This is a genomic window from Candidatus Phyllobacterium onerii (assembly GCF_028331445.1).
Taxonomy (GTDB): Bacteria; Pseudomonadota; Alphaproteobacteria; order Rhizobiales; family Rhizobiaceae; genus Phyllobacterium; species Phyllobacterium onerii.
Genome location: NZ_JAQMHX010000008.1, coordinates 1 through 13,619, shown reverse-complemented (window position 1 = coordinate 13,619; position 13,619 = coordinate 1). Strand labels below are relative to the sequence as shown.

The 13,619-nt window shown below is 57.0% G+C and carries 14 protein-coding genes and 1 pseudogene; 9 read left to right on the top strand and 6 right to left on the bottom strand.

From position 1 onward, the window contains the following. Positions 1-3 precede the first annotated feature (3 nt). Entirely contained in the window at positions 4-1,350 is a 1,347-nt protein-coding gene (locus PHA01_RS18430; RefSeq protein WP_417020982.1) for a lysine N(6)-hydroxylase/L-ornithine N(5)-oxygenase family protein, read from the top strand. On the opposite strand, the gene PHA01_RS18425 is transcribed toward PHA01_RS18430, so the two are convergent. The 5 genes and pseudogenes from PHA01_RS18425 to PHA01_RS18405 all read right to left on the bottom strand — a co-directional run. Beyond that, on the bottom strand, positions 1,347-2,111 hold the full coding sequence (locus tag PHA01_RS18425; RefSeq protein WP_271897840.1) for a 4'-phosphopantetheinyl transferase family protein: 765 nt from the start codon (positions 2,109-2,111) through the stop codon (positions 1,347-1,349). The genes PHA01_RS18430 and PHA01_RS18425 overlap by 4 nt on opposite strands. Continuing rightward, positions 2,111-2,998: an alpha/beta hydrolase gene (locus PHA01_RS18420; protein WP_271897839.1), complete on the bottom strand. Its 888-nt coding sequence runs from the start codon at positions 2,996-2,998 to the stop codon at positions 2,111-2,113. The genes PHA01_RS18425 and PHA01_RS18420 overlap by 1 nt, the downstream gene beginning before the upstream one ends. Before the next feature lie 170 nt (positions 2,999-3,168). Next, entirely contained in the window at positions 3,169-3,678 is a 510-nt protein-coding gene (gene msrA, locus PHA01_RS18415; protein WP_271897838.1) for a peptide-methionine (S)-S-oxide reductase MsrA, read from the bottom strand. Between the two features lie 62 nt (positions 3,679-3,740). After that, positions 3,741-3,926: a hypothetical protein gene (locus PHA01_RS18410; RefSeq protein WP_271897837.1), complete on the bottom strand. Its 186-nt coding sequence runs from the start codon at positions 3,924-3,926 to the stop codon at positions 3,741-3,743. A gap of 69 nt (positions 3,927-3,995) precedes the next feature. Beyond that, positions 3,996-5,291, bottom strand: a pseudogene (locus PHA01_RS18405) (cytochrome c biogenesis protein DipZ); the annotation flags it as partial. A gap of 239 nt (positions 5,292-5,530) precedes the next feature. Between PHA01_RS18405 and PHA01_RS18400 the strand changes: the two are divergent. The 5 genes from PHA01_RS18400 (at position 5,531) to PHA01_RS18380 (ending at position 10,795) form a co-directional block, all read left to right on the top strand. Further along, positions 5,531-6,271 (top strand): response regulator, encoded by a 741-nt coding sequence (locus PHA01_RS18400; protein WP_271897836.1) that lies wholly within the window; start codon positions 5,531-5,533, stop codon positions 6,269-6,271. After that, positions 6,268-7,608, top strand: a complete 1,341-nt coding sequence (locus tag PHA01_RS18395) for an ATP-binding protein (RefSeq protein ID WP_271897835.1) — start codon at positions 6,268-6,270, stop codon at positions 7,606-7,608. The genes PHA01_RS18400 and PHA01_RS18395 overlap by 4 nt, the downstream gene beginning before the upstream one ends. Before the next feature lie 170 nt (positions 7,609-7,778). Next, positions 7,779-8,198, top strand: a complete 420-nt coding sequence (locus PHA01_RS18390; protein WP_271897834.1) for an organic hydroperoxide resistance protein — start codon at positions 7,779-7,781, stop codon at positions 8,196-8,198. Between the two features lie 170 nt (positions 8,199-8,368). Continuing rightward, positions 8,369-9,667 (top strand): epoxide hydrolase family protein, encoded by a 1,299-nt coding sequence (locus PHA01_RS18385; protein WP_271897833.1) that lies wholly within the window; start codon positions 8,369-8,371, stop codon positions 9,665-9,667. A gap of 75 nt (positions 9,668-9,742) precedes the next feature. Then, entirely contained in the window at positions 9,743-10,795 is a 1,053-nt protein-coding gene (locus tag PHA01_RS18380; protein ID WP_271897832.1) for an alpha/beta fold hydrolase, read from the top strand. A gap of 57 nt (positions 10,796-10,852) precedes the next feature. On the opposite strand, the gene PHA01_RS18375 is transcribed toward PHA01_RS18380, so the two are convergent. Next, positions 10,853-11,497 carry a CDP-alcohol phosphatidyltransferase family protein gene (locus tag PHA01_RS18375; RefSeq protein WP_271897831.1) on the bottom strand — a complete coding sequence of 215 codons (645 nt, stop codon included), beginning with the start codon at positions 11,495-11,497 and terminating at the stop codon, positions 10,853-10,855. Positions 11,498-11,694: 197 nt separating this feature from the next. Between PHA01_RS18375 and PHA01_RS18370 the strand changes: the two genes are divergently transcribed. From PHA01_RS18370 to PHA01_RS18360, 3 genes are all read left to right on the top strand, one after another. Next, positions 11,695-12,195: a hypothetical protein gene (locus tag PHA01_RS18370; RefSeq protein ID WP_271897830.1), complete on the top strand. Its 501-nt coding sequence runs from the start codon at positions 11,695-11,697 to the stop codon at positions 12,193-12,195. Positions 12,196-12,272: 77 nt separating this feature from the next. Continuing rightward, complete coding sequence (locus PHA01_RS18365; protein WP_271897829.1) at positions 12,273-12,914, top strand: alpha/beta hydrolase family protein; 642 nt, start codon at positions 12,273-12,275, stop codon at positions 12,912-12,914. A 214-nt stretch (positions 12,915-13,128) separates the two neighbouring features. Continuing rightward, on the top strand, positions 13,129-13,491 hold the full coding sequence (locus PHA01_RS18360) for a DUF2147 domain-containing protein (RefSeq protein ID WP_271897828.1): 363 nt from the start codon (positions 13,129-13,131) through the stop codon (positions 13,489-13,491). Positions 13,492-13,619 lie beyond the last annotated feature (128 nt).

Sequence of the window (13,619 nt, the reverse complement as noted above, 5' to 3'; positions counted from 1 at the left end):
CTGATGACTGCGATGTTTGCAAACAATGATCGGACCAGTCCCGCAAGCGATACCCTGGATGTGGCCGGTATCGGTATCGGACCTTCGAATCTCAGCCTGGCATCGCTGCTCGATGGCGTCGGGAATGTCAGGGCGCATTTTTACGAAAGCCGGGCAAGCTTCGATTGGCATCCGGGCATGATGCTGCCGGATGTCGAACTGCAATCTTCCTATCTGAAAGACCTCGTCACGCCAGTCATGCCGACCAGCCCATGGTCGTTCATTTCCTACCTTGTCGCGCATAAGCGGCTCTATGCCTTCCTCAACGCCCACTACGATGCGGTGCCGCGTCGCGAGTTTGCCCGGTATCTCGAGTGGGTAGCTAGCCAGCTAAAGAGCCTCAGTTTTAACTCCACCGTACGCGAAGTTAAATTCGACAACGACAAATTTCTCGTCCGGTTGGATAGCGGTGCAGTAACCGCCAGAAATCTCGTGCTCGGTACAGGTACTACACCATCCGTACCGTCCTGGGCGACGCCGTTCCTCGGTGAAAGATGCTTCCACAATTCGGAGGCAAGGCACCGCCTGCCTGGCCTCAATGCATCGCGCATCGCAGTCATTGGGGGTGGGCAGAGCGGCGGGGAAGTCGTGGAAGCGTTGCTGAACTCGAAGTCGACGCTGAAGGAACTCAACTGGTTCAGCCGCCGCCACAACTTCGAGCCGATCAACGATACGGCGTTTTCCAATCAGGTCTTCTCGCCGGAATATGTCTACGCCTATCTCAATCTCAACAGCGACCAGAAACTGGACGCACTGAAAGCTTCGATCCTGACGAGTGACGGGCTGTCCATTTCGACGATCAACGCCATTTACCGGCGACTTTACAGCATGCGTTATTTGGAAAATCGGAACGTCGAGGCAAGACTTTCGCCCAACCGCGATGTCATCCAGGCGGAAAGCGACAAGGATGGCTATCGCTTGATCGTGCGCAATCGTTTCGATGGTGGCGTAGAGGTTGCCCATGCCGACGCCATTGTCCTGGCAACGGGATATCAATTCAGGCTTTCCGACGCGTTTGCCGGTTTGTTGGATCGCATTCAGTTCGACCGTCACAATCGCCCCGTTTTGGACGACAAATACTGTCTCAACTGGAACGGCCCGAAACAGAGCCGGATTTTTGCTCAGAATGCCGGGCGGTACAGTCACGGGATTGCCGACTCGCAGTTGAGCCTCATGGCATGGCGCAGCGCGCACATCATAAACTCGCTTTTGGGCCGGTCGCACTTCGATCTGGAACCGCACGACTCGCAGGTGAACTGGCTGTCCAGCGCACACGGCGCTTTGGATCAGAACATCGCCGTTGACTATTAGACAAGATTGGCCAATTCCCGTTGACGAAAGAGCAATTCCTCTCCCCCCGACTGTGCTGAAACAGCAATCAAATGACCGGAAGGTGCGAGAAAAAGGCGGTGATGCCACAAGACGTCATCGCCGCTCGGCACCTTATCCATGCGAATAGCGTTCATCCTGCGATCCAGCCGGATGTTCAGTCGTACCGGCGTTGCAGTCAGGCCGGTGCCCGTCGCCTTGAGGTAACTCTCTTTCAAGGTCCAATAGCTCAGAAGGCGCGCTTGACGCGCCGGGCCGCGCAGCACCGAGAGCATCTCGGACTCTGCCGCCGAGCAGAACAATGAAGCTGTCTCGGGTTCAATCGCCGTGGTGAGGGCTTCGACGTCGATACCCAGAACCTTAGCGTCCCGGCTAATCGCGAAGGCCGCGAACCCTTCCGTGTTGGACAGATTGAAGGCAATTCCGTCGGACTGTCCGGCGAGAGCTGGCTTGCCGTGCAGTCCGGCGACGATGTCCAGATCGGCAATTGGCACGGCCGTATAAAACGAGAGGACCGACCGCTGCAAGTAGCGCCCCGCCATAAACGCTCGCGCATCTTTTTCAAAATGGAAGTTCGCAGCTCGCGCCCGTTCGTCGGTGACCAATGCAAGACTTATTGTATTCCAGTCCGTGCCGGGTCCGTAGGACCACCACCAGATATCGACGCCGGATCCCCCTTGGTCGACCTGCGGGATTGGAACACCTGGCAAGTCCGACAGCGGATCGCACGGCAGCGTCATCATCACAGTGTTCTGACGGTGAATGCATTCTGGATCGCACGATTGACGGCAACCGGCAGCAGCGACATGTGATTCTCACCGGGATGGATTTCAAATTGCGCCCGTATTGGCCGACCTGGCAGGCTGTTCAGCCGCTCCATCAGTTCCATGGCACTCACATCGTTCAGCGTGACTTTCTTCTGCTCAAGCCTCTCCGCCTCGTCGGCCGCACCAAGCTGAAACGGCGCCAGTTTGTCGGTTTCATACTCGCCGCAGGAGAGGAAGAGCCTTGCGTTCTCCCTCGTCTTCGGAGCGGCGGCAAACGATGGATAAAATTGATCGATGGCACGACCTTCCCAATAGATCGACGGACTGGCGGCGATCCAGGTCGTAAAGGCCGAAGGCCGGGTGAACAGGCTGTAGAGCACGAAGAGGCCGCCAAAGGAATGGCCGAATAGCGCTTGACGGCTCCGGTCAATCGGATGCGTTGCCTCGACGACCGGCTTTATCTGTTCCTCGATAAACTCCAGGAATCCATCGGCGCCGCCGGTTTTCACCACCGGGCTGTTTTCGTAGAATGGCGGATAGGTCTGACCGGGTGGCGGGCTCAGATCCCAGGAGCGACGCAGGGGATCATATGCAGCGTCGAGGGGGTAACCGATGGTCACGACGACCCCATATCCGACATTGGTACCGCTCGGATAGCTCGCCTGCGCCCGCATGACGTCGACTGCCGTGCCGATCACCGCATTGCCGTCCGTCATGTAAAGCACCGGCCAGCCCTGCTCAGGTGCATCGCCGGGCGGGCGATAGACAAATATCCGGTAGACCGCGCCATTTCGATCGGAAATCACATCGTGAAATGTTGTGTGCCCGACCAGGGCGGGCGATGAATTCGGAAATGCTTGCATAGATCCATCGCTGTGGGATTTCGGTGCAGGTCTGCTCTGGTACTTGCAGCCCTCACCGTGTGAGTTATAAAACATGACTAACTCAGTCAATATTTAATTTCGTCGTCGAAGCGTCGGCTCATGAAAAAGGCCGGTGCGAACACCGGCCTTTGTTTGTTGCTCGCAATGGTTCAGGCTATCTTTTCTCGAACCGGAAGTTTCCAGCCAGGCCGGATGAAGTGGCACGTATAGCCGTTTGGAATGCGCTCGAGATAATCCTGATGCTCGGGCTCGGCTTCCCAGAAATCTCCGGCAGGCGCAACTTCCGTCACCACCTTGGCAGGCCACAGGCCGGAAGCGTCGACATCCTCAATGGTGTCTTTTGCAATCCGCTCCTGCTCTTCGGACGTATAGAAGATCGCCGAACGATAGCTCACTCCAACGTCGTTACCTTGGCGGTTACGCGTGCTTGGATCGTGGATCTGAAAAAAGAACTCGAGAATTTGCCGGTAGCTGATCCGGTCGGGATCAAAGACGATCTCGATGGCCTCCGCGTGTGTTCCGTGGTTGCGGTAGGTCGCATTCGGCACGTCGCCGCCCGAGTAGCCGACACGTGTCGAGATCACACCGTCGTAGCGCCGGAAGAGGTCTTGCATCCCCCAGAAACAACCGCCGGCCAACACTGCCCGTTCTTGTGTCATTGGATGTCCTCCATTCGTTGTGATGGAATTTGCAGCACCTTATGCCTTTGGGGCACACTCTGTCACTGCATTGTTTCGGTAGAGATGTCGGGATTGCGGCTCGAGAAGTCAATCCCGGCAGCCGCAAGTTGGGGATCGCCCTGCGTAATCAATGCGGCCAGAGGCGACGGTTCTCGAGGGTCGGTGTCGTAGACGCATGGCGAAATCAGCACTGCCATGCCGATCAGGGATAAAATGGCAAATCGCATGATATGTCTCCTTAAAGGTTTTGGCCTCGGGCCTGGCGCCCGAGGCATTTCCATCTTCGGTCAGCCCTGCTTTGCAATCGGAGCCGGCACAGTCTTGGCCGTCTGTTGGCCTTTCGCCTCGGCGAGCAGATCCTGGATGACCTTCTCGGATTCCTCATAGTCGCCTTCACCGAAATGGTGATACCTGATCTGGCCCTTTCCATCGATGAAGTAGTGGGCTGGCCAATAGCTGTTGTCGAATGCCTTCCAGATGGCAAAATTGTTGTCGATCGCAACCGGATAGCCGATCTTGAATTCGTCTATGGCTTTTTTGACGTTTTCAATCTTGCGTTCGAAGGCAAATTCCGGCGCGTGCACGCCAATCACCACCAAGCCCTGATCCTTGTACTTTTCAGCCCAAGCCCGAACATAGGGAACGGTGTGAATGCAGTTGATACAAGCGAACGTCCAGAAATCGACCAGCACGACCTTGCCGCGAAGCTGCTCTGTCGTGAGCGGCGGCGAGTTCAGCCACTCGACGGCTCCATCGAGCGAAGGAAACTGGCCCTCAACTGGCAGATCGCTTCGGAATTTTTCGCTGGCGTTGAGCGCAAGCTGAGGACCGTCAGCTGTGATCGCTGCACTAGTTGATGCCTGCTTCTTGCTATGCAATCCGTCGAGCAGCGCCTGTTCTATCTTGCTTGTTCCGACGGTTGAAAGCCGCGCAAGCAAACCCGTATCGGCGCCAAGACCAATGGCGACTACACCTGCAAGTACGGCAACGCCGAGTCCGCGGCGCACCCACTCACCGGCACCCAGCGATTGTTTCATGGCCGTGAACACGCGGCCACCGATGAGCAGTGCCAAGCCCAGTGAAGTTGCTGCACCCGTCGAATAGGCAAGCAGAAGCAAGGTTGTCTGGACATTCGCACCCTGGAGCGCGGCTCCCGTCAGAACCAGACCAAGGATCGGTCCCGCGCAGGGCGCCCACAGCAGACCCGTGGCAACACCCAGAACCAGCGAACTGCCAGCCGTCGGCACCGAGCGTGGTCCACCCGTCGCGTTCAATAGCCTGTTGGCCAACGCAACGACGGGCCGTGTCAGAATTGTTGCTAGCTGCGGCGAGACAAGCGTCAATCCGAAGATCGCAAGCAGCCCGATTGCAGCGTAGCGGCCATATTCATTGGCATGAACCGCCCAGCTGCCGCCGACCGCCGCCAGTGTTGCGACGAGAGCGAAAGTGATCGCCATGCCTGCGAGCATCGGCAGCGTACTCTTGACGAATGGCTGTTCGGCACGCGCAAAAACGAATGGCAGGACGGGCAGGATGCATGGGCTGAGGATCGTCAGCACACCAGCAAGGTAAGCAATAACCGGAAGGGTCATCATCGTATCCTTTGGATAGTTAAAGGAGCGCCGAAGCGCAGCGGCCGAAGTTCAGCCGTTGCCGGAGACAAGGCGCCGGCGAAGTATCGCGCATGTGTCTCAACCAGCCAAAATTGTCGGCCAATGTATCCAGGTGCAACGCGGATACATTGGCTTACAATTTTTCCGCAACGCCCTCGCCCGCGCGCGAAAAATGCCTGCTAAAGTACCGCCACGATATCAATGGAAGGCATTGCGCGATGGATCACATCGACCACATTCTGATCGTCGATGACGATCGCGAAATAAGCGAACTTGTTTCGGGTTATCTCAAGAAGAATGGCCTGCGCGTCACCGTGGCGGCAGACGGACGGCATATGCGGTCATTTCTTGAGACAGACTCCGTCGATCTTATCGTTCTCGATATAATGATGCCTGGCGATGATGGTCTGGTCCTGTGCCGCGAACTTCGCGCGGGTAAGCACAAGGCAACACCAATTCTGATGCTGACCGCCCGGACCGACGAAACCGACCGCATCGTCGGCCTGGAGATGGGCGCAGATGACTATCTCGCAAAACCCTTTGCCGCGCGGGAGTTGCTTGCCCGCATCAAGGCGATTTTGCGTCGCACGCGCATGCTCCCGCCCAATCTCCAGATTACCGAGGTCGGCCAGTTGTTGACCTTTGGTGATTGGCAACTCGACACTACCGGCCGGCATCTGCTCGACCGCGAGGGAACGGCTATAGCACTTAGCGGTGCCGAATACCGCCTGCTTCGCGTGTTCGTCGACCATCCGCAGCGCGTGCTCAATCGGGATCAACTGTTGAACCTCACCCAAGGGCGCGAGGCCGAATTGTTCGACCGGTCCATCGACCTTCTGGTAAGCCGGCTTCGCCAGCGCCTTGGTGATGATGCGCGCGAACCTGCCTACATCAAGACCGTTCGCAGCGAGGGCTACGTTCTGGCAATGCCGGTCGAGATTTCCGAGCTTCGCCAATGAGCATCGGTGCCGTGCTTCGCCCATTGCGGCTATGGCCCCGCACTCTGGGATCGAGGCTTTTCCTTATCCTGCTTGCTGGTCTGCTGCTCGCGCAAGGGCTCACCTTCAGTGTCCAGTTTATCGAACGTTACATGGCCGCCAAGGCGGTGATGCTCAATACGCTCGAGAACGATGTCGCGACGTCGGTCGCTATTTTCGATCGCTTGCCGGCGTCCGAGCGAGCGGATTGGCTTCAGCGCCTCAACCGGGGAACCTATCGATTTGAGTTGGGCACCGGACTTCCCGGCATCGACACCCTGACCGAACAGGGTGCTGGTATCGCGGCGAAGATCAGGCAAGCCGTCGATCCGCGCTTCCCGATAACATTTCAGTCGATCCCGGGCGGTGGCAAACGCCTGCAGGCTCATCTGACCCTGAGCGATGGGAATCCGCTGACAATCGATGTGAACCCGGCACCAATCATGCCGCTGGCACAGTGGCTGCCATATGTTCTCATCGCGCAGCTGCTTCTCCTCATTCTTTGCGCATGGCTTGCCGTTCGGCTGGCGATCCGCCCTCTCGTAAATCTTGCAAATGCAGCTGACGCGCTCGATCCGAACAAGAAAACGCCGCGGTTGAGCGAGACTGGACCGAGCGAGGTCGCCTATGCCGCAACGGCATTCAACGCCATGCGAGATCGTATCGCACACTACCTTGAAGAGCGCGTACAAATCCTTGCAGCAATCTCGCACGATCTTCAAACGCCGATAACCCGCATGAAGCTTCGTGCGGAGTTTGCCGAAGAGTCCATTGAAAAGGACAAGCTCGTTCAGGATTTGGCGGAGATCGAGCGCCTGGTCCACGAAGGCGTTGCCTATGCGCGCAGCGCTCATGGAAATACAGAAAAAGCCTCCCGTCTGGACATGGACTCTTTCATGGAAAGCCTCGTCTATGACTATCAGGATACCGGCAAGGCTGTGACCCTGAGCGGAAAGATCGAAACTGCGATCGTCACCCGGCCGCACGCCCTGCGCCGCATCTTCACCAACCTGATCGACAATGCCTTGAAATTCGGCGGAAGCGCCGAGGTTACCCTTGAGAAAGACCCTCAAGGGACAGTCATCATAAAGGTGCTCGATCGTGGCCCAGGCATTCCGGAAGATCAACTTCAGGCAGTCCTCCAGCCATTTTTCAGGCTGGAACAGTCGCGGAATAGGGGAACCGGCGGCACAGGGCTGGGATTGGCAATCGCGCAGGAACTGGCGCTCGCCATTGACGGGATGCTTAACCTGGCAAACAGACCCGGTGGAGGTCTTTCCGCCGAGATAATATTGGCTCAACCGTTCAAGCCGCACTAGAGGCAGACCGCCCATTTGTATCTCAATGTACCGGCCTTGCTTCCTTACACAATTCGTTTCAATTCCCGCCAACCCTGACACATGCGGGATACGTCTCTAGCGCCTTATGCGGGCAATGACTGGCTGCAGTCATTGCTTGAAGCAAATCAACCGTTCAAAGGAAAAGTACAATGACCCAAGTCGAAAAAGTGCTCTACACAGCCAAGACCCACACCACCGGCGGCCGGGATGGTGGCTCGGGCAAAAGTGATGATGGCCATCTCGACGTCAAATTCTCGACCCCCGGCAGCGCTGGTAGCGGCACCAATCCGGAACAGATGTTTGCTGCCGGCTGGTCGGCATGTTTCATCGGTGCCATGGGCCTTGCTGCACGCAAGATGAAGGTGACCTTGCCGGCAGACACGGCCGTCGATGCCGAAGTGGACTTGTGCAATGTCGATGGCGCCTATTTCCTTCAGGCCCGACTCAACGTCAGCCTCCCAGGTCTTGAGCGCGATGTTGCGCAGGCGATAGTCGACGGTGCACACCAGACATGGCCCTACTCCAAGGCAACACGCGGCAACGTCGATGTAGTGCTCAACGTCGTCTAGATCGCGCCGGTCCTGAACCCGACCTGCCCGTTATTCCCGGGCAGGATATTTCCAGGGAAATCATATTCCTGCGTCAATGACGTACCGGGACCAGGTGCCTCGTCGCCTGTCACGGCCGGTTGTGAAGCTTTTTGCCTTTTCCAAGCTCATATCAACAACGGAGAACGACCATGTCCAACATCCTGTCCGCGCCTACACGGCGCAGTTTTCTAACGACATCCGCCACCGCGCTTCTTGTGACATCGGCGGCTGCAACGGGCGCTTTCAGCCTACTTGGTACGCAATTGGCTGCGGCCGCCGAGGACAGCGAAATTCGTCCTTTCAAAGTCAATGTACCGCAAGCGGACCTCGATGATTTACGTCGGCGCGTTCTGGCGACACGCTGGCCAGCCAAGGAAACCGTCGCCGATCAATCCCAAGGCGTACAATTGGCCAAGCTCAAGGATCTCGTTTCCTATTGGGGCACGGACTATGACTGGCGCAAGGTGGAAAAGCAGCTGAACGCCCTGCCGATGTTTGTGACGAAGATTGATGGCCTCAACATTCAGTTCATACACGTCCGTTCGAAGCACCCGAATGCACTGCCAATAATCATCACCCATGGCTGGCCCGGCTCGGTGCTTGAACTCCTGAAAGTCATCGACCCTCTCACCGATCCAACCGCCCACGGCGGTACCGCGGAAGACGCATTCGATGTCGTTATCCCGTCGATGCCCGGCTATGGCTTCTCCGATCAGCCGACCGAGCCCGGTTGGAATGCCGATCGCATCGGGCTTGCCTGGGATGTTTTGATGAAGCGTCTCGTATACAAGGAATACGTTTCGCAAGGCGGTGACTGGGGTTCCGTCGTTTCCGACAAGATGGCCCGTCAGGCGCCCGAGGGTCTGCTCGGCATCCATGTGAACATGCCGGCGACGGTACCCGCCGACGTAGCGAGCGCCATGAGCGCTGGCGCTCCTGCACCGGCCGGACTTACCAATGTAGAGAAGGCAGCATACGATTCACTCAGCACGTTCTTTGCCAAGAATGGTGCCTATGGCAGCATGATGACGACCCGCCCACAAACGGTGGGCTATGGATTGTCTGACTCACCTGTCGGCCTCGCGGCCTGGATGTACGACAAGTTCAACCAATGGACATACAGTGGTGGCGACGCAGAACGTTCGCTTACCAAGGATGAGATGCTCGACGACATCACGCTCTATTGGCTCACGAACAGTGCGATCTCGTCCGCACAACTCTACTGGGAAAACAACGCCAACAATTTCAATGCGGTCGACATATCCATTCCTGCTGCGGTAACTGTATTTCCAGGAGAGATCTATCGTGCGCCGAAAACCTGGGTTGAACAGAGCTACCATAAACTCATCTACTTCAACGAGGTGGACAAGGGCGGTCACTTCGCGGCATGGGAAGAGCCGGAACTCTTCAGCGCCGAGCTGCGCGCCGCGTTCAGATCGCTGCGCTGAACGGAATAACGTGCCCATTTTTTGGCAAGTCCTTCCAGCAGTTAGAACCAATGAACTTCAGCAATGGATACGAAAATGTCGCAAGAAATCAACCATCGTCGCCGGGGGCTTCTCGGCATAGCGGCCGCGACTGTTGCTGCCGCAACACTCATCCAGTCCGTCAGGGCAAACGCGCAGACCGGCACGGCAAAACCGGCCGCGCTGCCTACCACCAAGCCGGGGACGAATACCTCCATGGGTCCAATCAAACAGATCGACGCCGGCGTCCTTAACGTCGGATATGCCGAAGCAGGCCCTGCCGATGGCTACCCGGTTATTCTTCTGCACGGATGGCCGTACGATATCTATAGTTTCGCCGACGTCGCTCCTTTGCTTGCCGGCGCAGGCTACCGCGTGATCATGCCGTATCTGCGCGGCTACGGCACCACGAAATTCCTTTCGGGCGATACGGTCCGAAATGGCCAGCAGGCCGTTGTTGCTGTCGACATCATCGCGTTGATGGATGCACTGAAGATACAAAAGGCAATCATTGCCGGCTTTGACTGGGGAGCGCGCACGGCCAACGTCATTGCGGCCCTATGGCCAGAGCGCTGCAAAGCTCTGGTCTCCGTAAGCGGCTATTTGATCGGCAGTCAGGAGGCGAACAAGAAACCATTGCCACCGAAAGCCGAGCTCGCCTGGTGGTACCAGTACTACTTTGCCACCGAACGCGGCCGCCAAGGCTACGATAGCAACCGGCACGATTTCTCCAAGCTCATCTGGCAGCTCGCATCGCCGAAATGGAACTTCGACGACGCAACGTTTGACCGGTCGGCCGAAGCCTTCAACAACCCGGATCATGTCGCGATCGTCATCCATAACTATCGCTGGCGCTTGAGCCTCGTGGAAGGGGAGCCGCAATATGACGACCTGGAAAAACCGCTGGCAACATTCCCGGTGATTGCAGTCCCCACGATAACGCTTGAAGGTGACGCCAATGGCGCGCCGCACCCCGATCCCGCAGCCTATCGCAACAAGTTCTCGGGAAAATACGAGCACCGGACAAGCAGCGGCGGTATTGGCCACAATCTGCCACAGGAAGCACCGCGCGACTTCGCTCAAGCCGTCCTCGACGTCGATACCTTTTAGGCGATACTGCGGACTCGCAGAGACGCGGGTCCGCAGTAGTTTCACCACGACACCAAGTCAGTCGGAGCCAGAACGGACTGCTAATCCGCGGGAAATGCTGACTGTTCGCGTGACACAGGTCACAAGACTGCCGATCGTTATGATGACCAATGCCGCAAGCAGCGACCAGTGGCTCCCGAAGAGCCACGTTTCCACGCACTGGACAACGAGACCCGCCGTGAGAACTGCCATGCGACGCTGTTTCGCCATGATGCCGCTGAAATCCTGAGCCAATCCCAACGATCCACCGAAAACCCTGATGTAGGCGGTCAGGGCGGCGAGCAGCGCGCATAGCCAGCCAAGCCAAGGGTAGCCCACAGCATATCCAACCGGAACAAGAAACAGCGTATCGCAGATCCGGTCGGGAAATTCGTTGTAGAGAGGCCCGCTCGGTGTTTTCTTGCCGCCTTCGATCGCGACCATTCCGTCGAGAAGGTTGCAGATCAGTCTCATTTGCACGCAGGCAGCCGCGCAAAGCCATGCGATCGGATGAACCATGAACGCGATGAGTGCGCCCCCGACGACCGCAAACACTATCGACAGCAGCGAAATACTATTGGCAGTGACGCCCGCTTGCGCCAGGTATTTGCTGAGCCTGATGGCCCAGGGGGACGATCGGCTGGCAATAGGGCGGCGCGCGACTTCCTCTTGCAGTTTACTCATTCACTCCCCCACCAGACGACCACCCTCGCCGAGATTGCCCTTCCGCAATCGAAATTGAAAGTGGATGCCGGTATTTCTACTGCGCCAATGCGTTGCCAGTTGTCCAGTATCCGGATGTGGGCCGTTTTCCCAAGCGGAACTCACCCTTGAGATGCGCGTTGAACCTTGGCTTTGCTCAAGCTTTGAAAGATGCCGCCATGATACAGATTCTAGCGGGACTGATTTTGGCTTTTACGGTAGCGGAAGCTGCACGTGCCGACGAAGCGGCGTTTCTCCAATCCCTCGAAGGCAAATGGGCGGGCAATGGCGCGGTGCGCATCCGCACGAACGTACCGTCGATGACGGTTTCTTGTACCTTCGACTCGTCGACCACGCCTTCATCGCTGGCTCTGGAGGGTAGTTGCACCGGCTTGATGGCCATGTCCCGCGCTCTTGCCGTCAACTTGACATCGAACGGCGGCAGATACACCGGCTCCTACACTGGATCAGCCACCGGCGTAGCTCGCCTTTCTGGAACACGGCGCGGAAACGCGATCAACCTCGGTATTCTCTGGGCCAAAAATGTCAATGGCGACCGCAAAGCGCAGTTAACCATGCGGAAAGTCGGCAACAACGGCATGGTGCTGACGACAACTGACATGGATCCTCGATCACGCACGTCCGTTGTCACCAGTGAAATAAATCTCGTGCGAAATTAGCCGGGCGAAAGATTCTCCATTCCACGACTGCAGCGTACCGTGTCACAATAATCGCAGGTCAAAAACGGCAGGCTGAAATGCACGATAAATTTCTGTTCGACGGACCGGACGATACGCCAGTCACCATTCTGCTTGCCCATGGCGCAGGAGCACCGATGGATTCAGCTTCGATGGAAGCCGTAGCCAAGGCTCTTGCCGCGGCGGGCTTTCGCGTTGCGCGTTTCGAGTTCGGCTATATGGCATCTCGTCGTACGTCAGGCGTGCGAAAGCCTCCGCCTCGCGCCGAAAAACTCAACCCGGAGTACATTGCGGCGGTTGACGAACTTGGCGCAACAGGTCCGCTCATCATTGGCGGCAAGTCGATGGGTGGACGGGTCGCCAGCATGATCGCTGACGATCTCCATTCTGTCGGAAAAGTTGCCGGTCTCCTCTGTCTTGGCTATCCGTTTCATCCGCCGGGCAAGCCGGACCAACTTCGAACGAAGCATCTCGCCGGGTTGATGACGCCCGCATTGATTTGCCAAGGCACACGCGACGAGTTCGGCACGCGCGAGGAGGTTCAAAATTATTCTCTCTCACACAAGATCGAACTTCTCTGGCTAGAGGACGGTGACCACGATCTCAAGCCTCGCAAGAGCGTATCCGGCTTCACGGCCGCCGATCATTTGAAGACTCTGGCCTCGGCAGTCACGGAATGGAGGGGTCGCCTGGCGCTATGACCGCGCTTGTCACACCGGCGCTCCAGATTCACCCTTGATCATTAGTCACGAAACTTGCTTTGTCCCTATTCCTGTCCCATTCCACCTGTATTAACGGCCGCGAACTATAGCCATCCGCGCAAAGAGCGCATCGATTTTCCATCATACTTTAACACGGAGCCACGATTTGTTCGGTACTCAGAAAGCTATTCTCTCTCTCGTCTTGGCAGGCAGCATGACAACTGCCGTAATGGCGCAAGAACCAAAGATTGTTGGAACATATGTCAACGAGTCCGGCGGCACGAAGGTCAAACTGAGCGAGTGTGATGCCGGCGTTTGCGGCACGATCGTATGGATGAAGAATCCGGTCAATGACGTCAACAATCCCGATGCTTCCAAACATGACCGTCCGGTGGTGGGACTTCAGGCAGTCACCTTGAAGTCAACCGGGTCTGGAGCATATACGGGTTCTCTTTACGATACCGAGAGCGGCAAGACTTATGCGGGCAAGGCAAAATTTTCCGAGGCGAGCGTTCAACTCTCCGGTTGCGTGCTTGGCGGCCTTCTCTGCAAAACCCAGACCTGGCGGCGCGAGTAGGGTCAGGTGGGGGCAAAAAAAAAGATAAATTACGCACATTTATTGAGTGTTTGACACCCCCACCTGGTGAATTATATGTGGTACGAGGGGTAGGTGTTTTAGAAAATTGTGGGGGAGTATGAATGGTG